Here is a 20,511-nt window from a genome sequence, read left to right as displayed (position 1 = left end):
TGCATTACACTGCCCGGCGTACATTCCTTAACCAATTAATGAGATCACCGTGCTCAAAGCACTTAAGAAGATGTTCGGCAAAAGCGAGGCTGAGCCGCTCGCGCCTGTCCCCAGTGCTCCTGTCCCCGCCTCCGGCAGCCGCAATGACGGCCAACAGCCCGACCGGACCGCTCCTATCGCGCAGCCGAAGACGCCGCCGGTGACATCGCCCGAACAGGCAACCCCTCAGGCTGAAGTCGCGCCCGCCCCCAAGCCTCGCCGGGAACGCGCCCCTAAACCGCCGGTGATCCCATGGAAACTCGAAGACTTTGTCGTCGAGCCCCAGGAAGGTAAAACCCGTTTCCACGACTTCAAACTGGCCCCGGAACTGATGCATGCCATCCAGGACCTGGGCTTCCCGTACTGCACGCCGATCCAGGCGCAGGTATTGGGCTTCACCCTTGCCGGCAAAGACGCCATCGGCCGTGCCCAGACCGGCACTGGCAAGACCGCCGCGTTCCTGATCTCGATCATCACCCAGCTGCTGCAAACGCCGCCGCCGAAAGAGCGCTACATGGGTGAACCGCGCGCGCTGATCATCGCCCCGACCCGGGAGCTGGTGGTGCAGATCGCCAAGGACGCCGCCGACCTGACCAAATACACCGGCCTTAACGTGATGACCTTCGTCGGTGGCATGGACTTCGACAAGCAGCTCAAACACCTCGAAGCCCGTCACTGCGACATTCTGGTAGCGACCCCTGGCCGCCTGCTGGACTTCAACCAGCGCGGCGACGTGCACCTGGACATGGTCGAAGTGATGGTGCTGGACGAAGCGGACCGCATGCTCGACATGGGTTTCATCCCGCAAGTGCGCCAGATCATTCGTCAGACCCCGCCGAAAAACGAGCGTCAGACCCTGCTGTTCTCCGCGACCTTCACCGAAGACGTGATGAACCTCGCCAAGCAGTGGACCACCGACCCGTCCATCGTCGAGATTGAAGCGCTGAACGTCGCCAGCGAAAACGTCGAACAGCATATCTACGCGGTGGCCGGTGCCGACAAGTACAAACTGCTCTACAACCTGATCAACGACAACGGTTGGGAGCGCGTGATGGTGTTCGCCAACCGCAAAGACGAAGTACGCCGCATCGAAGAGCGTCTGGTACGTGATGGTGTCAACGCCGCGCAACTGTCCGGCGATGTGCCGCAACACAAGCGCATCAAGACACTGGAAGGCTTCCGCGAAGGCAAGATCCGCGTGCTGGTGGCCACTGACGTGGCGGGCCGTGGGATTCACATCGATGGCATCAGCCACGTGATCAACTTCACCCTGCCGGAAGTGCCGGACGACTATGTGCACCGGATTGGCCGTACTGGCCGTGCGGGCGCAGCGGGTGTGTCGATCAGCTTTGCCGGGGAAGATGACTCGTATCAGTTGCCGTCGATCGAGACGTTGCTGGGTCGCAAGATCAGCTGCGAGACACCGCCGACGCACTTGCTGCGAGCTGTAGAACGCAAACGCCCGTAAGCTGAAACCCGGTCAAAACTGTGGGAGGGGGCTTGCACCCCGATAACAGTGGATCAGTCGATACATAAATTGACTGACACACCGCTATCGGGGGCAAGCCCCCTCCCACATTTGGTTCTGTGTTCGGCTGGCTACTTCCAGCGGTCCGCTGCAGCGTGGTCGCTGTCCCGCCCTTCCACCCAGCGCGAACCTTCAGGGGTGTTCTCTTTCTTCCAGAACGGCGCTCGCGTCTTCAAGTAATCCATCACAAACGCACAGGCATCAAATGCAGCCTGGCGATGGGCACTGGCTGCCGCGACAAACACAATCGGCTCACCCGGCTCCAACGCGCCGACGCGGTGCAGTACGTCCAGCTTGAGCAACGGCCAACGCTGCTCTGCTTCCACGGCGATCTTGGCCAGGGCCTTTTCGGTCATACCGGGGTAATGCTCCAAGAACATCCCCGATACGTCGCGACCATCATTGAAGTCGCGTACATAACCGACAAAACTCACCACCGCGCCCACGCCCACGTTGGCCGCGTGCATTGCGTTAACTTCAGCACCGGGATCAAACGCCTCAACCTGCACACGGATGGCCATGTTCAGCCTCCGGTCACGGGTGGGAAGAAGGCAACTTCGTCTCCGGCGTGTACCGGTTCGTCGAGACTGCACAACTCCTCATTGCGGGCGCACATCAGACTTGGCTCGTTGAGGACTGCAAACTCCGGGTCACTGGCCAGCGCCAGGCGCACGGCATCCACGGTGGCAAACTCACCTTCCATCTCCAGCGAATCGAAGCCCACCGATTCGGCGTAGCGCGCAAAAAACAGGACGTTAATACTCATACTTGATCCGCCTTGAAATGCCCGCTCTTGCCGCCCAGCTTTTCCAGCAGGCGAATATTTTCGATGGTCATGCCGCGATCCACGGCCTTGCACATGTCGTAGAGGGTCAGCGCAGCGACGCTGGCTGCCGTCAATGCTTCCATCTCCACGCCGGTTTGCCCGGACAGCTTGCAGCGCGCCACGATATGCACCGCGTCTTCGCCATCGGCACTCAGTTCGACCTTGACGCCGGTGAGCATCAGCGGATGGCACAGGGGGATCAGATCACTGGTTTTTTTTGCTGCCTGGATCCCGGCGATGCGGGCCACGGCAAACACGTCGCCCTTGGGATGGGCGCCGTCGACAATCATTTGCAGGGTGCTTGGCAACATGCGCACCCGCGCTTCAGCCACTGCCTCACGGAACGTCACGGACTTGTCGGTGACGTCGACCATATGGGCGCGACCTTGGGAATCGAGATGAGTCAGCACAGCGATACTCCTGATCAGGAGCCGCGATTGTAAACCCAACACACAACAAAATGTGGGAGGGAGCAAGCCCCCTCCCACACTGACCGCATTTACAAATGAGACTCTGCGTATTCAGCCAGGATCGAACGTGGAACACCCTGCAGCGCAATGTGCACGCCGTTCGGGAAGTCTTTGAAGCGTTCAGTCAGGTAGGTCAGCCCGGAGCTGGTCGCGGACAGGTAAGGGGTGTCGATCTGTGCCAGGTTGCCCAGGCACACCACTTTGGAACCGGCGCCGGCACGGGTGATGATGGTTTTCATCTGGTGCGGCGTGAGGTTCTGGCATTCATCGATCAAAATCAGGCTCTGCTGGAAGCTGCGACCTCGGATGTAGTTGAGGGATTTGAACTGCAACGGCACTTTGCTGAGGATGTAGTCGACGCTGCCATGGGTGTTTTCGTCATCCATGTGCAAGGCTTCGAGGTTGTCGGTGATCGCCCCGAGCCACGGCTCCATTTTTTCCGCTTCGGTGCCGGGCAGGAAGCCAATTTCCTGGTCCAGCCCCTGCACGGAGCGGGTGGCGATGATGCGGCGATAGCGCTTGGTCACCATGGTCTGCTCGATAGCGGCAGCCAGGGCGAGGATGGTTTTACCGGAACCCGCAGCGCCGGTCAGGTTGACCAGGTGGATGTCCGGATCGAGCAGCGCATACAGCGCCAGGCTCTGGTAGATGTCGCGCGGTTTCAGGCCCCAGGCTTCCTGGTGCAACAGGGGTTCCTGATGCAGGTCGAGGATCAGCAGCTTGTCGACCTGGATCTCTTTGATCCAGCCCACGAAGCCCTGTTCGTCGATGATGAATTCATTGATGTGCACGGCCGGCAGGTTGTCGATCAGTTGTACCTGGTGCCAGGTGCGGCCATGGTCCTGACGGGTTTCGACCTTGCTCACGAGGTCCCAGAAGGAACCGGTCACCGTGTGATAACCACGGGACAGCATTGAAACGTCATCGACCAGTTGGTCGGTGCTGTAGTCCTCGGCCGCGATCCCACACGCTCGGGCCTTGAGGCGCATATTGATGTCTTTGGTCACCAACACCAGGCGCAGGTCCTTGTCACGCGCGTGCAGGTCGATCAATTGGTTAATGATTTTGTTGTCGTTGAGGTTTTCCGGCAGCAGGCTGTTGGGCTCGCTGCGCTTGCTCATCAGAATCGACAGCAAGCCCTTGGGCCCGCTTTTGCCACGCTGGATCGGCACGCCTACTTCAACGTCCTCGGGTGACGCTTCGCCCAAGGTCTTGTCGATCAGGCGGATGGCCTGGCGGCATTCGGCGGCAACGCTGTGGTGCCCACTTTTGAGTTTGTCGAGTTCCTCAAGCACGATCATCGGGATGGCGACGTGGTGCTCTTCGAAATTGAGCAGTGCGTTTGGATCGTGGATCAATACGTTGGTATCAAGCACATAAAGGATTGGCTGGTCGGAAGAAGGGGTGCGTCCATGATCATCCATACTCGGTCACCTTTGTGGGAGCCAGTCGACGCAATACCACGACAGTGCTGCGCCTTGATTCGACCACCGACTGCACCTGAGTGACGTCAAGCGCAGTGCCCACATGAGGAGTCTTGGAAGACGCCACCTGTGTTGCAGGTTTCGGCGATCTGACTTCGTAATACCGCAAAACCCATGACAGGAAAAAGCACTTTGACGCTTTTTTGAAGTTTATTTTTCAGGATGACGAATAGCACTAGCCGAGTGCCATGCACCCCGTTAAAGTCGGAAGTCCGCCTGCATCGAAATGTCGCACAAAATCACCCCGAAAACGCCTCATACCCAACAGGGCCGGGCACTTCATCTTTTTAACGAAATGCTTCCCGGCAGTCCTGCCAACCCAAGCCACTCTGCGCCGTTGCCTGTAGCAACAGCGGCAATGCCACCCGCGCCTTGTCTTGAGTGTCGTGAAACACAATCACCCCTTTGCGCCATAGCAACATCAGTGTGAGCACGCGCTGCATCGACTCATCGGCCTTGAGCTTGCCTGGATCATCCTGGGAATCGATGTCCCACAACGCCACCTGCAAACCCTGGGATTGAAAGAATCCCTGACTGTCCGCGCGGCGCTGGCCGTACGGTGGGCGGAACAGCGGCACGTAGTTTTCCGGCATCAGGTTCTGTACCAACGACGCACTGCGGGTGACGGAGCTCTGCCAGTCCACCCAATGGCTGTGGGAGCGGTACTGCCAACCCTGGGTGCCGACGCACTGGCCTTGGTATAACGCCTCCACTTGCGCGGCGGAACTGCGCTCGACACGGGTTTGCAAGCTGCTGCCGAGGGCAAAGAACGTTGCGTTCATCTTCTGCTTGCGCAGGTAGTCGGCGAGCCAGTCGGTATTGCCGCTGACCGGTGCAGGGCCGCCGTCGAACGTCAGCAGGAACAGGCGGTCGTTGAATTCGTCGCCATTGCGCTCATGGTCGCCAAACCGAGCAACTTCGCTGCTGATCTGTGGGAAAAGCGCGGCCTTTCTCAGCAGTTCGTCCAGGTAACGTTCATGGAAGGTATGGCTGGGGGCGGCCCAACCTATATAGAAGGAGTCTTGGCTGACTTCGAACTTGCCGGCCTGTTCGCGCAGGTCGTCCATGTTTTCCACCAGGTAGCAGAACGAGGCATCCACCTCGCAGCTCTGCTGGGCGACGGTGTAGTTTTCCAGCAGGCGTTGCCAGAGCTGGCGGCGCAGGTCGTCGATGGCGGCCTGGTTGATGATCCTCAGGCCCAGGCGCTGCTTGAGCGCCGCGTCATCCAGGGACTCGCTGGCCAACAGGCTGCGGGCGAACATCAGAATTTCGGCGCGCGAGGCTACGTCGAACAGCGCAGGGCTGCTGAGTTTTTCAGGCCAGGTGCCACGGTCCAGGCTGGCTACATCCACCGGTGCCGCCTGGGCATTCAGGCACAGCAGGCAAGCCGACAACAAAAGCGCTATTCGCACGCAGGGTCTCCCTCTCCAGAGTCACCGGCCATCATAGCGGATCGCGCCTATCGCCATCATAGGTGGAGTCAAAACGCCCGAGCCCCTAGAATCCCCCCACGATTACAGGAGACGACTTCATGCTGACGGTGATTTCCCCCGCCAAAACCCTCGATTTCGAATCAAAACCGGCGACCCCACGCTTCACCCAGCCGCAGTTCCTGGACCACTCCCAGGAATTGATCGAGCAACTGCGTGAGTTCAGCCCAGCGCAAATCAGCGAACTCATGCACGTCTCCGACAAAATCGGCGGCCTCAACGCCGCACGTTTCGGCAGCTGGACCCCGGCTTTCACCCCCGAAAACGCCAAACAAGCCTTGCTGGCATTCAAGGGCGACGTGTATACCGGCCTCAACGCCGACACCTTCACCGATGCCGACTTCAGCTACGCCCAGGACCACCTGCGCATGCTCTCGGGCCTTTACGGCCTGCTGCGCCCTCTGGACCTGATGATGCCGTATCGCCTGGAGATGGGCACCAAACTGGCCAACGCACGTGGCAAGGACCTGTACGCCTTCTGGGGCACGCGCATCAGTGAATGGCTGAACGAAGCCCTGGCCGAGCAAGGCGATGACGTGCTGCTCAACCTGGCGTCCAACGAGTACTTCTCGGCGGTCAAGCGCACAGCCCTGAACGCTCGGATCATCAACACCGAGTTCAAAGACCTGAAGAATGGCCAATACAAGATCATCAGCTTCTACGCCAAAAAGGCCCGGGGCATGATGAGTCGCTTTGTGATTGAAGAACGCATCAACGATCCCGCCAAGCTCAAGCAGTTCGATGTGCAGGGTTATCGCTTCAATGCGGAGCAGTCCAAACCGGACAACCTGGTGTTTTTGCGCGATCACGCACCGGAATAAAGCTCTCAACAGCACCGATGTTCAAATGTGGGAGGGGGCTTGCTCCCGATAGCAGAGCGTCATTCACTGATTGGGTGACTGACACACCGCTATCGGGAGCAAGCCCCCTCCCACATTTTTATCTGCGTTGAATCCGACAAACGCCAACGTTTTGACGTCAAAAAATATCCTGTCGCATTCCTAACGTTTCTTTCACTCGACATTTCTAAATTTTTTTCGTAGTGGCACCACTTTTTTAAAACACTAGTGGCACAAAACTATCTCTCCAAGCCAACTCCCTATAACTACTGGCCCAAATAGCAAGTGCTATCAATATAGTACTAGTGCCATCCCTCCTAATATTTCAAGAAATTTCAGCGCTCTAGATAGGCGGTCTGGAACTTCGTCCCAAAGCACGGCTCATACCACCGGTAACGAAATTCTCTGTTTCTGTAGGAGATGACTTACATGGCGACCAACGGAAGTAGCGAAGTTGTCATATTAAACTTTGACTCATTGGTCATATTGCCAACCGATTAATTAAGAGCGGCGACAAGGATGATTTGCTTCTCCCTATAAGGCCAGGGCTAAGCCTCCCCTAATGGTCAGTGACACAACCCAAGGCATTGATATTTAAAGGCTTGCCGCCTCTATCAAAGCCCTGCGGCACTGGCGCCAGGCCCTTCTCCCAGGAAGGCCGGCTGCATTTGAGGGCAGGTCCCAACAATAAGGCCAAGTTGCGCACAACTTGAGTGCAATCGTTAGTCACTCATTATTCAACATGCCTGTACGCGGTAAGTCGGCGTCTATTCGCCTAACTTTCGTGGCATTTGTGACGCTTGCAAACATGAACTCCGGCCATTAATTGGCATGATTAACACAGAGGTAAATGCGATGCGCATCAGCATATTTGGTCTAGGTTACGTTGGCGCAGTGTGTGCCGGTTGCTTGTCTGCCCGTGGCCACGAAGTGGTAGGCGTAGACATCTCCAAGGATAAGATCGACCTGATCAACGCTGGCAAATCGCCAATCGTTGAACCGGGTCTGGGCGAGCTGTTGAGCCAGGGTATCGAAACCGGTCGACTGCGCGGCACCACCAACTTCGCCGACGCCATCCGTGATACCGACCTGTCGATGATTTGCGTCGGTACGCCGAGCAAGAAAAACGGCGATCTGGAACTCGACTACATCGAAGCCGTGTGCCGCGAGATCGGTTTTGTCCTGCGTGACAAAGCCACCCGCCACACCGTCGTCGTACGTAGCACCGTACTGCCAGGCACCGTGGCCAACGTGGTAATCCCGATCCTCGAAGACTGCTCCGGCAAGAAAGCCGGCGTCGACTTCGGTGTCGCGGTCAACCCGGAATTCCTGCGTGAATCCACCGCCATCGCCGACTACGACTTGCCACCGATGACCGTCATCGGCGAGTTCGACAAAGCTTCCGGCGATGTCCTGCAATCCCTGTACGAAGAACTCGACGCACCGATCATCCGCAAGGACATCGCCGTTGCCGAGATGATCAAGTACACCTGCAACGTGTGGCACGCCACCAAGGTGACCTTCGCCAACGAGATCGGCAACATCGCCAAGGCCGTCGGCGTCGATGGTCGTGAAGTGATGGAAGTGGTCTGCCAGGACAAGACCCTCAACCTGTCCCAGTACTACATGCGCCCAGGCTTTGCGTTCGGCGGCTCGTGCCTGCCAAAAGACGTGCGCGCCCTGACCTACCGCGCCAGCACCCTGGACGTGGAAGCGCCGCTGCTCAACTCGCTGATGCGCAGCAACGAATCCCAGGTGCAGAACGCCTTCGACATCGTTGCCGGCCACGACAAACGCAAAGTCGCCCTGCTGGGCCTGAGCTTCAAGGCCGGTACCGACGACCTGCGTGAAAGCCCGCTGGTAGAGCTGGCAGAAATGCTGATCGGCAAAGGTTTCGACCTGAGCATCTACGACAGCAACGTCGAGTACGCCCGTGTCCACGGTGCGAACAAAGATTACATCGAAGGCAAGATCCCGCACGTGTCGTCCCTGCTCAACTCGGACTTCGACGACGTGATCAACAACTCCGACGTGATCATCCTCGGTAACCGTGACGAGAAATTCCGCGCCCTGGCGCAGAACGCACCGCACGGCAAGCAAGTGATCGACCTGGTGGGCTTCATGTCCAAAGCCACCTGCGCGACCGGTCGCACCGAAGGCATCTGCTGGTAACAGCAACGGCAAGTTTCAGGCGGCGCGCGTTTCCATCCCCAGCGCTCGCCGCCTGAAACCTCCTTCACCTTCGGAAGATGCTTATGTCCAAGTTAAAACACGTACTACTGCAATCCGCCGGCTGGCTGTTCTTCCTCAGCCTGCTGATGGGTCTCGCCCTGCTGTTGCCGGCGAGTACGTTCGACTCCGAGTCGAAGAATTTTATTTTCCTGATTGGCGCCGTCGGTATCTGGCGCTATTCGATGGGTGCTACGCATTTCTTTCGCGGCATGCTGTTCTTGTACGTGGTCTACCCGCACCTGCGTCGTAAAGTGCGCAAGCTGGGCAAGTCTGCCGACCCGTCCCACGTGTTCCTGATGGTTACAAGCTTCAGGATCGATGCGCTGACCACCGCGCAGGTCTACAGCTCCGTGATCCGCGAGGCCATCGAATGCGGCTTCCCCACCACCGTGGTCTGCTCGCTGGTGGAAATGTCCGATGAGCTGCTGGTCAAGAGCCTCTGGGAGAAGATGAACCCTCCAGAGCACGTGAAGCTCGACTTCGTGCGCATCGCCGGCACCGGCAAGCGCGACGGCCTGGCCTTCGGTTTCCGCGCCATCTCCCGCCACTTGCCGGACGACCGCGCCGTGGTGGCGGTGATCGATGGCGACACCGTGCTTGCCGAAGGCGTAGTGCGCAAAACCGTGCCGTGGTTCCAGCTGTTCGGCAATGTCGGCGGCCTGACCACCAACGAGTTCTGCGAAGTACGCGGCGGCTACATCATGAGCGAGTGGCACAAACTGCGCTTCGCCCAGCGCCACATCAACATGTGCTCCATGGCCCTGTCCAAGCGCGTGCTGACCATGACCGGTCGCATGTCGGTGTTCCGTGCCAGCGTGGTCACCGACCCGGGCTTTATCGCCGACGTGGAAAGCGACTCGCTGCAACACTGGCGCCTGGGCCGCTTCAAGTTCCTCACCGGCGACGATAAGTCCAGCTGGTTCAGCCTGATGCGCTTGGGCTACGACACCTTCTACGTGCCGGACGCCGCGATCAACACCGTGGAACACCCGCCGGAAAAGAGCTTTATCAAGGCCAGCCGCAAGCTGATGTTCCGCTGGTACGGCAACAACCTGCGCCAGAACTCCCGCGCCCTCGGCCTGGGCGTACGCCGCCTCGGTCTGTTCACCAGCGTGGTGCTGTTCGACCAGCGCGTGTCGATGTGGACCTCCCTGCTCGGCCTGACCGTGGCGATTATCGCCACCTTCAAATACGGCGGCGCGTTCATCCTCGCGTACCTGCTGTGGATCGGTATTACCCGCCTGATCCTCACGCTGTTGCTGTCGTGTTCCGGCCACAAGATCGGCCCGGCTTACCCGGCGATTCTCTATTACAACCAGATCATGGGCGCGCTGGTGAAGATCTACGTGTTCTTCCGCCTTGATCAACAGTCCTGGACTCGCCAGGACACCAAACTGACCCGCGATTTGGCCAGCTTTCAACGTTGGTTCAACACCTGGTCGTCTCGGACCATGACCTTCTCCGCCGGCAGCATTTTCGTCGCCGTGTTGCTGATGATGGTCTGACCCTGCCAAGCCTGAATTAACTAGGAAATCGAAAATTATGAACAGCCAAGCAAACGTCAATGTTGTCCACGAATCCGAAGCCCAACGCCAACACGCACGGGTAAAAATCCCGGCCAAATTGCGCTTCTTCGGCAATGACGGCAAACCCACCGAAGCGCGGGTGCTCGATCTGTCCGCCGGTGGCCTGGCATTCACTGCAACCCAACCGCTCAACGTCGGTGAAGTGCACAAGGGTCGCCTGCAGTTCGTGATCGATAACCTCGGTCTGGCGATGGACGTCGAATTGCAGATCCGCTCTTACGACCGCCAGAGCGGCCGTACCGGTTGCCAGTTCCAGAACCTGGAACAGCAGGATATTTCCACCCTGCGCCACCTGATCACCTCGCACTTGTCCGGCGACATCGTGTCCATGGGTGACGTGCTGGCGACCCTGCAACGCGACAACTTCACCAAGGCGCGCAAGGTCAAGGACAGCGGCAGCGGCATGACCGCACTCGGTCGCCTGCGTGCAGTGACCTTCAGCGCGGGGATCTTCATCGTGGGCCTGGCGGCGTTCGGGTTTGTCTTCAAGTCGGTGTACGGCATGTACTTCGTCAGCCACGCCCAGGCCGGTCTGGTCAGCGTGCCGGGTATGAACGTGACGATGCCGCGCGACGGCACCGTGCAAAGCCTGCTCAAAGGTGACGCGATCGCCGCCAAAGGCGCGCCGCTGGCGACCTTCAGCACCAGCATGCTGGATGTGCTCAAGGGCCATTTGGACGAAGACCAGTTGCAACCGGCCAAGGTTGAAGAACTGTTCGGCAAGCAAATGACCGGCACCCTGACCTCGCCGTGTGATTGCGTGGTTGCCCAGCAAATGGTCGCCGACGGTCAGTACGCCAGCAAAGGCGATGTGATCTTCCAACTGGTGCCACGCGGTGCTCCGGCCAATGTGGAAGCGCGTTTCACCTATCGCCAGTTCGGCGACGTGCGCCCAGGTACGCCAGTGAGCTTCCAGGTTGCCGACGAAGACCAAGTGCGTACCGGCACCATCGTCAGCAGCACCAGCCTGAACAGCGCCGATCTGTCCTCCGACATCCGCGTACAGATCAAGCCTGATGCACCGCTGGACAGCGCATTCGCCGGCCGCCCGGTGGAAGTCACCAGCGACCGTGGCCCATCGCTGAACTGGCTGATCGATAAAGCCATGGCTGCCGGACTGTAAGCGAGGAGATGCCTGTGATGACGCGCCTAAAAACACCGCAGTCCCTGTGGGAGCGGGCTTGCTCGCGATGGGATCAGCGCGGTTTGCCTGACGGCCCGGGTCGCCTGTATCGGGAGCAAGCCCCCTCCCAAATGGGTTCGGTGGCGTTGCTGGCTATTGCGGTGAGCCTCGCCGGTTGCGCCGGCCTGCCCGACCAACGCTTGGCCAATGAAGCGCTTAAGCGTGGCGACACCGTCACCGCGCAGCAGAATTACCAGCAACTGGCAGACCTGGGTTACAGCGAGGCCCAAGTGGGCCTGGCCGATATCCAGGTAGGCACCCGCGATCCGGCGCAAATCAAACAGGCCGAAGCCACTTACCGTGCAGCGGCAGACACTTCGCCGCGCGCCCAGGCTCGCCTGGGGCGCCTGCTGGTGGCCAAGCCTGGCTCCACCGAAGCCGAGCACCATGAAGCTGAAGGCCTGCTGAAAAAAGCCTTTGCCAATGGTGAAGGCAACACCCTGATTCCACTGGCGATGCTGTACCTGCAATACCCGCACAGCTTCCCGAATGTGAACGCCCAGCAGCAAATCAGCAAATGGCAGGCCGACGGTTACCCGGAAGCAGGCCTTGCCCAAGTGCTGCTGTATCGCACCCAAGGCACCTACGACCAGCACCTGGATGATGTGGAGCGCATCTGCAAAGCCGCGCTGAACACCACCGATATCTGCTACGTCGAGCTGGCCACGGTCTATCAGAAACAAGCCGCGCCGGAAAAACAGGCCGAATTGCTCAAGCAGATGGAAGCCGGTTACAGCCGTGGCACCGTCACTGCCCAGCGCGTCGACAGCGTCGCCCGTGTGCTCGGCGATGCCACCCTTGGCACGCCGGACGAAAAAACCGCCCAGGCCCTGCTGGAAAAAATCGCCCCTGGCTACCCGGCGTCCTGGGTCAGCCTCGCGCAACTGCTCTACGACTTCCCGGAACTGGGCGACGTCGACCAAATGATGAAGTACCTCGACAACGGCCGCGCGGCCGACCAGCCTCGCGCCGAACTGCTCCTGGGCAAGCTCTACTACGAAGGCAAGTGGGTACCGGCCGATGCCAAGGCCGCCGAAGCGCACTTCGAAAAAGCCGTGGGCAAGGAAGTCGCTGCCGATTACTACCTCGGCCAGATCTACCGCCGTGGCTACCTCGGCAAGGTCTACCCGCAAAAGGCCCTGGACCACTTGCTGACCGCGGCGCGAAACGGCCAGAACAGCGCCGACTTCGCCATCGCCCAACTGTTTTCCCAAGGCAAGGGCACCAAGCCCGACCCATTGAACGCCTATGTCTTCAGCCAATTGGCCAAAGCCCAGGACACCCCGCAAGCCGTTGAGCTGGCCACCCAGCTCGAAGCACCGCTGACGCCGGAACAACGCGTCCAGGGCCAACGCCTGGTGCAACAGGAACTGGCCGCCCGCGGCACCCTGGCCCAGAGCACGTTGCAACTGCACGCCCTGGATGAAGAAGACGACGGCGAGGAATCCCTATGAAGCTCAACCCATTCGTCAAGGCCGGTATTGGCCTGACCTTCGCCCTGCTGTGGTCGTGCCCGACCCTGGCCGCGCTGACTGAAGCCAAGAACTTCGGCCTGGAAGTGAAAATCACCGGCCAGTCCGAAGATGACCGCGACCTGGGCACGCAAAAAGGCGGCGACGTCAACGGCGTCGGTATCGACCTGCGCCCTTGGATCTACGGTGAAAGCGGCAACTGGAGCGCCTACGCCATGGGCCAGGCGGTTGCATCGAGCGACATCATCGAGACCGACACCCTGCAACAGTCGGCCGACGACGAAAACCAGCAAACCACCAACAACGACCGCAAGACCAAGAAGAACTACTTGGCGATGCGCGAATTCTGGGTCGGCTACAGCGGCTTCACGCCCTACCCTGGCGAGATCCTCAAGCTCGGTCGCCAACGCCTGCGCAATGACGACGGCCAATGGCGCGACACCAACATCGAAGCGCTGAACTGGACCTTCGACACCACCTTGCTCAAAGCCAACGTGGGCGTCGCCGAACGCTTCAGCGAATACCGCACCGACCTCAAGGAACTGTCGCCTGTCGACAAGGACCGCCAGCACCTCTACGCCGACGCCGCTTACCAGTGGACGCCAGGCCAGTGGATCGGCCTGCGCGGTCATCACACCCATGACAACGGCAAGCTCGACTACCCGGAACCGGGTCAACCCACCGACTCGTTGGACAAGCGCGAAAACGGCGACCTGACCTGGCTCGGCATCGAAGCCAACAGCGACGCCTACAACTGGCGCAACACCAACACCGTCAACTACTGGGCGAGCGTGACGGGCATGCGTGGCGACCGCGACAAGGTCAACGCGTTGAAGTCCGACGGTTCGAGCCCTGATCAGGCCAAGCGCAGTGACAATCTCAGCGGCTGGGCCACCGATATCGGCGTGCGCCTGCGCCTCGACCCGCAGTGGCAAGTGGGTGCGGCTTACTCCCGCGCCAGCGCCGATTACGAGCAGAACGGCCTGCAAAGCAACCGTTCGAACTGGACAGGTACTCAGTCCCGCGTGCACCGCTTCGGCGAAGCGTTTCGCGGCGAGATGAACAACATGCAGTCCATGAGCCTGTTCGGGTCCTGGCAGTTGCGCGAGGACTACGACGCCAGCCTGGTGTACCACAAGTTCTGGCGCGTGGATGGCAACAAGCCGGTGAGCAGCAACGGCATTGCCGCGCTGGATAACACCACCGACGCCGCCGGTGACATCGTCGCCAGCACCTCCTTGCCACTGGCCGACGGCAAGAAAGACCTCGGTCAAGAGATGGACCTGGTCGTCACCAAGTACTTCAAGAAAGGCCTTCTGCCGGCCGCGCTCAGCCAGTCGGTTGACGAACCCTCGGCCCTGGTGCGTTTCCGTGCCGGTGTGTTCAAACCGGGCGACGCTTACGGCAGCAAAGTCGACTCCTACATGCACCGCGCCTTTGTCGACGTGGTCTGGAAATTCTGATGGGAGCCTGCGCAATGAATGCTCAAAGCCTACTCGTCGCGGCAATGCTGATGGCCAGCGCCACAGCGTTCGCCGATACGGCGGCCAAGGCGCCGACCATCGCCAAGGAACTGCAACAGGCCAAGACCTACACCATTTCCAGCCCGCCTACGGCGCCGCTGGAAATGGCCAAGCCGACCCTGCCGGACCTGTCGGGCTACACCGCCGCCGCGATGGAAAAGAAGATCGTGCGCAGCAAGCCCGGCAAAATCAGCATCCGCCGCATGATGCAGGAAGACGCCCTCAAGGACTTTATCGGCGGCGACAACAAGATGGCCGAATGGGTGGTGCGCCAACACGGCATTCCACAGGCGATCTTTGTCGACGACGGCTACATGAACCTCAAAGACTTGCTGGGTAAAGTGCCCAAGCAGTACTTCAGCGAAACCTCGCCGGGTGTGTTCCTGGCCAAGTTGCCGATCGTGGTCGGGCGCAAAGGCATCCTGGACATCGATAACAAGACCCAGGAGCTGCGCCTGTCCCAACAGGCCGGTTCGTTCCTGATCAACGACGGCCAGTTGTTTGTGCGTGACACCAAAATCACCGGTTGGGACGAAGAGGCCAACGGCCCGGCGCTGTTCAAGTCGCCGAAGGAATTCCGCCCGTTCCTGCTGGCCTGGGGCGGCACCGAGACGTACATCTCCAAGACCAAGATGGCCAGTTTCGGCTACGCCAACAGTAAGTCGTACGGGGTGAGTATTTCCCAGTACACGCCGAACATGGCCAAGGTGCTCAAGCGCCCTGAACCGACCGGCTGGATCATCGACTCCGAGTTCTCGGACATGTGGTACGGCTTCTACTGCTATGAGACCACGGGCTTCGTGATCAAGGGCAATACCTACAAAGACAACATCGTCTACGGCATTGACCCCCACGACCGTTCCCACGGCCTGATCATCGCGGACAACACCGTCTACGGCACAAAGAAGAAGCACGGCATCATCATTTCCCGTGAAGTGAACGACAGCTTCATCTTCAACAACCGCAGCTACGACAACAAGCTGTCGGGCCTGGTGATCGACCGTAATAGCGTCAACAACCTGATCGCCGACAACGAGATCTACCGCAACCACACTGACGGCATCACCCTCTATGAGAGCGGCGACAACCTGTTGTGGGGCAACAAGGTGATCAGCAACCGTCGCCACGGCATTCGTGTGCGTAACAGCGTGAACATCAAGCTGTACGAAAACACCTCGATGGCCAACGGCCTGACCGGCGTGTACGGCCACATCAAGGATTTGACCGACACCGACCGCGACATCGCCCTCGACCCATTCGACGCCAAGGTCTCGCTGATCGTGGTCGGCGGTGAGCTGGCAGGGAACGGCAGCGGGCCGCTGTCCATCGACTCGCCGCTGAGCATTGAGCTGTATCGCGTGTCGATGCTGGCGCCGACCAAATCCAGTGGCATCAGCTTCTCCGGCGTCCTAGGCGAACGCCAGGAAGAAATTCTCGACCTGCTGGTACGCCAGCAGAAAGCCGTGCTGATCGACCCTGTCGAACGCCAGACCGAAATGCAGGACTGAGGATGACCCTTATGCACCCACACATGATCAAACTGCTGAGCCTCTCGGGTCTGACCCTCGGCCTGCTCGCGGCCAGCCAGGGCGTACGCGCCGACGAACTGAAGGCACCGACCTTCACCGCCGAACCGTGCTGCAGCCTGTGCCCGGCCGCCCATGACGCGAAGAACTACACCACGCGCTACCAGCAGAACTTCACCACCCTGGTAGAAGCCCAGGGCGACTGGCTGTTCCGTACCCAGGAAGACTTGCGTACCGAATTCGACACCAGCCCCGCCGGCTACAAACGCATGCAACAACTGCACGATGCGTTCAAGGCCAAGGGCGTGGAACTGGTGGTGGTCTACCAGCCGACCCGTGGCCTGGTGAACCGCAACAAGCTCAACCCTGAAGAGAAAGCCAAGTTCGACTTCGACAAGGCCCTGGGCAACTACAAAACCATGCTCGGCCGTTTCGCCAAGATGGGCTACGTGGTGCCGGACCTGTCGCCGCTCACCAATGAGCAACTGCCGGATGAACTGCCGGCCCACGATTTCTACTTCCGTGGCGACCAGCACTGGACCCCATACGGCGCCCAGCGCACTGCGAAAATCGTGGGCGCCAAAGTGCGTGCGATGCCTGAGTTTGCCGATATTCCGAAGCGTGAATTCGAGACCAAGCGCTCCGGGCGCATGGGCAAGACCGGCACCCTGCACAACATGGCCGGGCAATTGTGCGGCACCAGCTACGCGATCCAGTACATGGACCAGTTCACCACCGAGCCCAAGGGCGAAGCCGGTGACGGCGACCTGTTCGGCGACTCGGGCAACCCGCAGATCACCCTCGTGGGCACCAGCCACAGCGGCAAGAACTACAACTTCGCCGGCTTCCTGGAGCAGGAAATCGGTGCCGACATCCTCAACGTGGCCTTCCCCGGCGGTGGCCTGGAAGGTTCGATGATCCAGTACCTGGGCAGCGAAGAATTCCAGAAGACCCCGCCGAAAATCCTTATTTGGGAATTCTCGCCGCTGTATCGCCTGGACCAGGAGACCATCTACCGCCAGATGATGTCGCTGCTCGACAACGGCTGCGAAGGCAAGACCGCGCAGATGACCGCGAGCACTACATTGAAACCCGGCAAGAACGAATTGATGGTTAACAGTTCGAACAAAGACCTGCGCAACGCCAACCATCAGGTTGATATCCGCTTCGCCGATCCATCGGTGAAAACCTTGCAAGCCACCCTCTGGTACATGAACGGGCGCCACGAGGACATCAAGATCGAGAAACCCGAAACATCCGATACAGACGGGCGTTTCGCCTTTGAACTGCGCACCGATGAAGACTGGGCCTCGCAGAACTTGCTGGCCGTGGAAGTGCAGGGCCCCGAAGCGGGCGCTGCCGCGCAGAAGGTCGAAGCGAAAATTTGCACACGCAACGTATTCCCAAGCGGCGGTCAGAAGACTGCCTCACTCGGGCAATGAGGTTACTTATGCAGAAGTTATGGATTCCATCGTTGCTGGGCCTGGCGATCTTCGCCGGCTCGGTCAACGCCGCCGCCCCACTGCGTCCGCCCCAGGGCTACTTCGCACCAATCGAAGCGTTCAAGACGGGCGACTTCAAGGAAAACTGCGACACCATGCCGACGCCCTACACCGGGCCTCTGCAGTTTCGCAGCAAGTACGAAGGCTCCGACAAGGCCCGCTCCACGCTGAACGTGCAGTCGGAAAAAGCCTTTCGTGACAGCACGGCCGACATCACTAAGCTGGAAAAAGACACCAGCAAACGCGTGATGCAGTTCATGCGTGACGGTCGCCCAGAGCAGCTTGAATGCACCTTGAACTGGCTGGTGTCGTGGGCCAAGGCCGATGCGTTGATGTCCAAGGACTTCAACCACACCGGCAAGTCCATGCGCAAATGGGCACTGGGCAGCATGGCTTCGGCCTATGTGCGTTTGAAGTTCTCCGACTCGCACCCGCTGGCCAATCACCAGCAGGAATCGCAGCTGATCGAAGCCTGGTTCAACAAACTGGCCAACCAAGTGGTAAGCGATTGGGACAATCTGCCCCTGGAAAAAACCAACAACCACTCTTACTGGGCCGCCTGGTCGGTGATGGCTACGTCCATCGCCACCAACCGTCGCGACCTGTTTGATTGGGCGGTCAAGGAATACAAGGTCGGCGTGAATCAGGTCGACGACCAAGGCTTCTTGCCCAACGAATTGAAGCGTCAGCAACGCGCCCTGTCGTACCACAACTACGCCCTGCCGCCGCTGTCGATGATCGCCAGCTTTGCCTTGGTCAACGGTGTTGATCTGCGCCAGGAAAACAACAGCGCGCTCAAACGCCTGGGCGACAAAGTGCTGGCCGGGGTCAAGGATCCGGAGATCTTCGAACAGAAGAACGGTAAAGAGCAGGACATGAAGGACTTGAAGCAGGACATGAAATTCGCCTGGCTCGAACCCTTCTGCACCCTCTACACCTGCGCGCCGGATGTGGTGGAGCGCAAGCACGGGATGCAGCCGTTCAAGACCTTCCGCCTCGGGGGTGACCTGACCAAGGTCTACGACCCGTCGCACGAAAAAGGCAACAAAGGCAGCTGACGGAACACGGTTAGAAATGTGGGAGGGGGCTTGCTCCCGATGGCGGTGTAACAGTCGCCCTCTGTGTTGAATGACACACCGCTATCGGGGGCAAGCCCCCTCCCACACTTGAACCGCGCTTGCCAGTGAAATTGTTGTACCGCCCCCCGTATTTTCGTGGGGGGTTTGGGGGGGCTGCGGCCCTTGACTGTTGGTTAAACATGGAGAGATCGGGATGGTTTTCTCGTCCAATGTGTTCCTGTTTCTGTTCTTGCCGATCTTTCTCGGCTTGTACTACTTGAGCGGGCAACGCTATCGCAACCTGCTGCTGCTGATTGCCAGCTACGTGTTCTACGCCTGGTGGCGAGTGGACTTCCTGGCGCTGTTCGCGGCGGTGACGCTGTGGAACTACTGGATCGGCCTCAAGGTCGGTGCAGCCGGCGTGCGCACCAAGCCGGCCCAACGCTGGCTGCTGCTGGGCGTGGTGGTCGACCTGTGCATCCTCGGCTACTTCAAGTACGCCAACTTCGGCGTCGACAGCATCAACGTGATGATGAAGTCAGCCGGCCTGGAGCCGTTCATCCTGACCCACGTGCTGTTGCCGATCGGGATCTCGTTCTACATCTTCGAGTCCATCAGCTACATCATCGACGTGTACCGTGGCGACACTCCGGCGACGCGCAACCTGATCGACTTTGCGGCATTCGTGGCGATCTTCCCGCACTTGATCGCCGGCCCGGTATTGCGTTTTCGCGACCTGGCTGACCAGTTCAACAACCGCACCCACACCCTCGACAAGTTCTCCGAGGGCTGCACGCGGTTCATGCAGGGTTTCATCAAGAAGGTCTTCATCGCCGACACCCTCGCGGTGGTGGCCGACCATTGCTTCGCCCTGCAAAACCCGACCACGGGCGATGCCTGGCTCGGCGCGCTGGCCTACACCGCGCAGCTGTACTTCGATTTCTCCGGCTACAGCGACATGGCCATCGGCCTGGGCTTGATGATGGGTTTCCGCTTCATGGAAAACTTCAAGCAGCCGTACATCAGCCAGTCGATCACCGAGTTCTGGCGCCGCTGGCACATCAGCCTCTCTACCTGGCTGCGTGACTACCTGTACATCACTCTGGGCGGCAACCGTAAAGGCACGCTGACCACCTACCGCAACCTGTTCCTGACCATGCTGCTCGGTGGCCTGTGGCACGGTGCGAACATCACTTACATCGTGTGGGGTGCCTGGCACGGCATGTGGCTGGCGATTGAAAAAGCCATTGGCCTCAATACCGCGCCGCGCAGTTTCAACGTCCTCCGCTGGGCCTTCACTTTCCTGCTGGTGGTAATGGGCTGGGTGATCTTCCGCTCCGAAAACCTGCACGTCGCCGGCCGTATGTACGGTGCGATGTTCAGCTTTGGTGAGTGGTCGCTGTCGGAACTCAACCGCGCCAACCTCACTGGCCTGCAAGTGGCAACCCTGGTGGTGGCGTACGCAACCTTGGCGTTCTTCGGCCTGCGCGATTTCTACACCAACCGCCCTGCTGAAAAAACCAAGCCTGTCGACCCAAGCCTGATCAAGGCGGTACCCGGCGACAACCCCGGCAGCATCCACCAGCCAGGTTTCACCGTTGGCCAGGACGCCGCCGTGCAACCGGCCTACTGGACCGCTGACTGGCCACGCTACGCCATGCGCGCTGCGGTGCTGCTGCTGTTCGTGGCGTCGATTCTCAAACTGTCGGCGCAGAGTTTCTCGCCGTTCCTTTACTTCCAATTCTGAGGGAGC

General features: G+C 59.6%; 16 protein-coding genes. 11 read left to right on the top strand and 5 right to left on the bottom strand.

Annotation, left to right across the window (positions count from 1 at the left end):
• Positions 1–43: 43 nt before the first annotated feature.
• Positions 44–1,507: an ATP-dependent RNA helicase RhlB gene (gene rhlB / locus CKW32_RS01660; RefSeq protein ID WP_177434251.1), complete on the top strand. Its 1,464-nt coding sequence runs from the start codon at positions 44–46 to the stop codon at positions 1,505–1,507.
• Positions 1,508–1,638: 131 nt separating this feature from the next.
• On the opposite strand, the gene moaE is transcribed toward rhlB, so the two are convergent.
• From moaE to CKW32_RS01635, 5 genes are all read right to left on the bottom strand, one after another.
• Positions 1,639–2,088: a molybdopterin synthase catalytic subunit MoaE gene (gene moaE / locus CKW32_RS01655; protein WP_095183887.1), complete on the bottom strand. Its 450-nt coding sequence runs from the start codon at positions 2,086–2,088 to the stop codon at positions 1,639–1,641.
• Between the two features lie 2 nt (positions 2,089–2,090).
• On the bottom strand, positions 2,091–2,333 hold the full coding sequence (gene moaD, locus CKW32_RS01650) for a molybdopterin converting factor subunit 1 (protein WP_032886374.1): 243 nt from the start codon (positions 2,331–2,333) through the stop codon (positions 2,091–2,093).
• Positions 2,330–2,803, bottom strand: a complete 474-nt coding sequence (moaC, locus tag CKW32_RS01645) for a cyclic pyranopterin monophosphate synthase MoaC (RefSeq protein ID WP_095183886.1) — start codon at positions 2,801–2,803, stop codon at positions 2,330–2,332. The genes moaD and moaC overlap by 4 nt, the downstream gene beginning before the upstream one ends.
• Positions 2,804–2,892: 89 nt before the next feature.
• On the bottom strand, positions 2,893–4,287 hold the full coding sequence (locus CKW32_RS01640; protein WP_032886372.1) for a PhoH family protein: 1,395 nt from the start codon (positions 4,285–4,287) through the stop codon (positions 2,893–2,895).
• A 347-nt stretch (positions 4,288–4,634) separates the two neighbouring features.
• Positions 4,635–5,759 (bottom strand): polysaccharide deacetylase family protein, encoded by a 1,125-nt coding sequence (locus tag CKW32_RS01635; protein ID WP_032886371.1) that lies wholly within the window; start codon positions 5,757–5,759, stop codon positions 4,635–4,637.
• Positions 5,760–5,878: 119 nt separating this feature from the next.
• Here CKW32_RS01635 and yaaA point away from each other — a divergent pair, with 119 nt between their 5' ends.
• The 10 genes from yaaA (at position 5,879) to CKW32_RS01580 (ending at position 20,505) form a co-directional block, all read left to right on the top strand.
• Positions 5,879–6,658 (top strand): peroxide stress protein YaaA, encoded by a 780-nt coding sequence (gene yaaA, locus CKW32_RS01630; protein ID WP_095183885.1) that lies wholly within the window; start codon positions 5,879–5,881, stop codon positions 6,656–6,658.
• An 873-nt stretch (positions 6,659–7,531) separates the two neighbouring features.
• Positions 7,532–8,848, top strand: coding sequence for a nucleotide sugar dehydrogenase (locus CKW32_RS01625; protein ID WP_095183884.1), 1,317 nt, complete (start codon positions 7,532–7,534; stop codon positions 8,846–8,848).
• An 83-nt stretch (positions 8,849–8,931) separates the two neighbouring features.
• Positions 8,932–10,413, top strand: a complete 1,482-nt coding sequence (alg8, locus tag CKW32_RS01620; RefSeq protein WP_032886367.1) for a mannuronan synthase — start codon at positions 8,932–8,934, stop codon at positions 10,411–10,413.
• 37 nt (positions 10,414–10,450) lie between these two features.
• Positions 10,451–11,617 (top strand): alginate biosynthesis protein Alg44, encoded by a 1,167-nt coding sequence (locus tag CKW32_RS01610; RefSeq protein ID WP_032886365.1) that lies wholly within the window; start codon positions 10,451–10,453, stop codon positions 11,615–11,617.
• A gap of 131 nt (positions 11,618–11,748) precedes the next feature.
• Entirely contained in the window at positions 11,749–13,131 is a 1,383-nt protein-coding gene (gene algK / locus CKW32_RS01605) for an alginate biosynthesis TPR repeat lipoprotein AlgK (RefSeq protein ID WP_095183883.1), read from the top strand.
• Positions 13,128–14,612: an alginate export family protein gene (locus CKW32_RS01600; protein ID WP_032886361.1), complete on the top strand. Its 1,485-nt coding sequence runs from the start codon at positions 13,128–13,130 to the stop codon at positions 14,610–14,612. The genes algK and CKW32_RS01600 overlap by 4 nt, the downstream gene beginning before the upstream one ends.
• Entirely contained in the window at positions 14,612–16,180 is a 1,569-nt protein-coding gene (algG, locus tag CKW32_RS01595) for a mannuronan 5-epimerase AlgG (RefSeq protein ID WP_095183882.1), read from the top strand. The genes CKW32_RS01600 and algG overlap by 1 nt, the downstream gene beginning before the upstream one ends.
• An 11-nt stretch (positions 16,181–16,191) precedes the next feature.
• Positions 16,192–17,640, top strand: coding sequence for an alginate O-acetyltransferase (locus CKW32_RS01590; RefSeq protein WP_032886487.1), 1,449 nt, complete (start codon positions 16,192–16,194; stop codon positions 17,638–17,640).
• Positions 17,641–17,648: 8 nt separating this feature from the next.
• Positions 17,649–18,758, top strand: a complete 1,110-nt coding sequence (locus CKW32_RS01585) for a mannuronate-specific alginate lyase (RefSeq protein ID WP_095183881.1) — start codon at positions 17,649–17,651, stop codon at positions 18,756–18,758.
• 214 nt (positions 18,759–18,972) lie between these two features.
• Positions 18,973–20,505 carry an MBOAT family protein gene (locus tag CKW32_RS01580; RefSeq protein ID WP_032886355.1) on the top strand — a complete coding sequence of 511 codons (1,533 nt, stop codon included), beginning with the start codon at positions 18,973–18,975 and terminating at the stop codon, positions 20,503–20,505.
• The last annotated feature ends 6 nt before the right edge of the window (positions 20,506–20,511 follow it).

The organism is Pseudomonas sp. Irchel 3H9, from assembly GCF_900187495.1.
Classification (GTDB): Bacteria; Pseudomonadota; Gammaproteobacteria; order Pseudomonadales; family Pseudomonadaceae; genus Aquipseudomonas; species Aquipseudomonas sivasensis.
Note: the sequence above shows the minus strand (reverse complement) of the source record. Positions and strands in the feature narration are given on the sequence as shown.

Excerpts from the sequence above, each read along its gene's own strand:
- CKW32_RS01640 (WP_032886372.1), bottom strand. The coding sequence starts at position 4,287 with ATGGATGATCATGGACGCACCCCTTCTTCCGACCAGCCAATCCTTTAT.
- yaaA (WP_095183885.1), top strand. The coding sequence starts at position 5,879 with ATGCTGACGGTGATTTCCCCCGCCAAAACCCTCGATTTCGAATCAAAA.
- CKW32_RS01625 (WP_095183884.1), top strand. The coding sequence starts at position 7,532 with ATGCGCATCAGCATATTTGGTCTAGGTTACGTTGGCGCAGTGTGTGCC.
- CKW32_RS01585 (WP_095183881.1), top strand. The coding sequence starts at position 17,649 with ATGCAGAAGTTATGGATTCCATCGTTGCTGGGCCTGGCGATCTTCGCC.
- CKW32_RS01600 (WP_032886361.1), top strand. The coding sequence starts at position 13,128 with ATGAAGCTCAACCCATTCGTCAAGGCCGGTATTGGCCTGACCTTCGCC.
- algG (WP_095183882.1), top strand. The coding sequence starts at position 14,612 with ATGGGAGCCTGCGCAATGAATGCTCAAAGCCTACTCGTCGCGGCAATG.
- CKW32_RS01580 (WP_032886355.1), top strand. The coding sequence starts at position 18,973 with ATGGTTTTCTCGTCCAATGTGTTCCTGTTTCTGTTCTTGCCGATCTTT.
- CKW32_RS01590 (WP_032886487.1), top strand. The coding sequence starts at position 16,192 with ATGCACCCACACATGATCAAACTGCTGAGCCTCTCGGGTCTGACCCTC.
- moaD (WP_032886374.1), bottom strand. The coding sequence starts at position 2,333 with ATGAGTATTAACGTCCTGTTTTTTGCGCGCTACGCCGAATCGGTGGGC.
- moaE (WP_095183887.1), bottom strand. The coding sequence starts at position 2,088 with ATGGCCATCCGTGTGCAGGTTGAGGCGTTTGATCCCGGTGCTGAAGTT.
- CKW32_RS01610 (WP_032886365.1), top strand. The coding sequence starts at position 10,451 with ATGAACAGCCAAGCAAACGTCAATGTTGTCCACGAATCCGAAGCCCAA.
- alg8 (WP_032886367.1), top strand. The coding sequence starts at position 8,932 with ATGTCCAAGTTAAAACACGTACTACTGCAATCCGCCGGCTGGCTGTTC.
- algK (WP_095183883.1), top strand. The coding sequence starts at position 11,749 with ATGGGTTCGGTGGCGTTGCTGGCTATTGCGGTGAGCCTCGCCGGTTGC.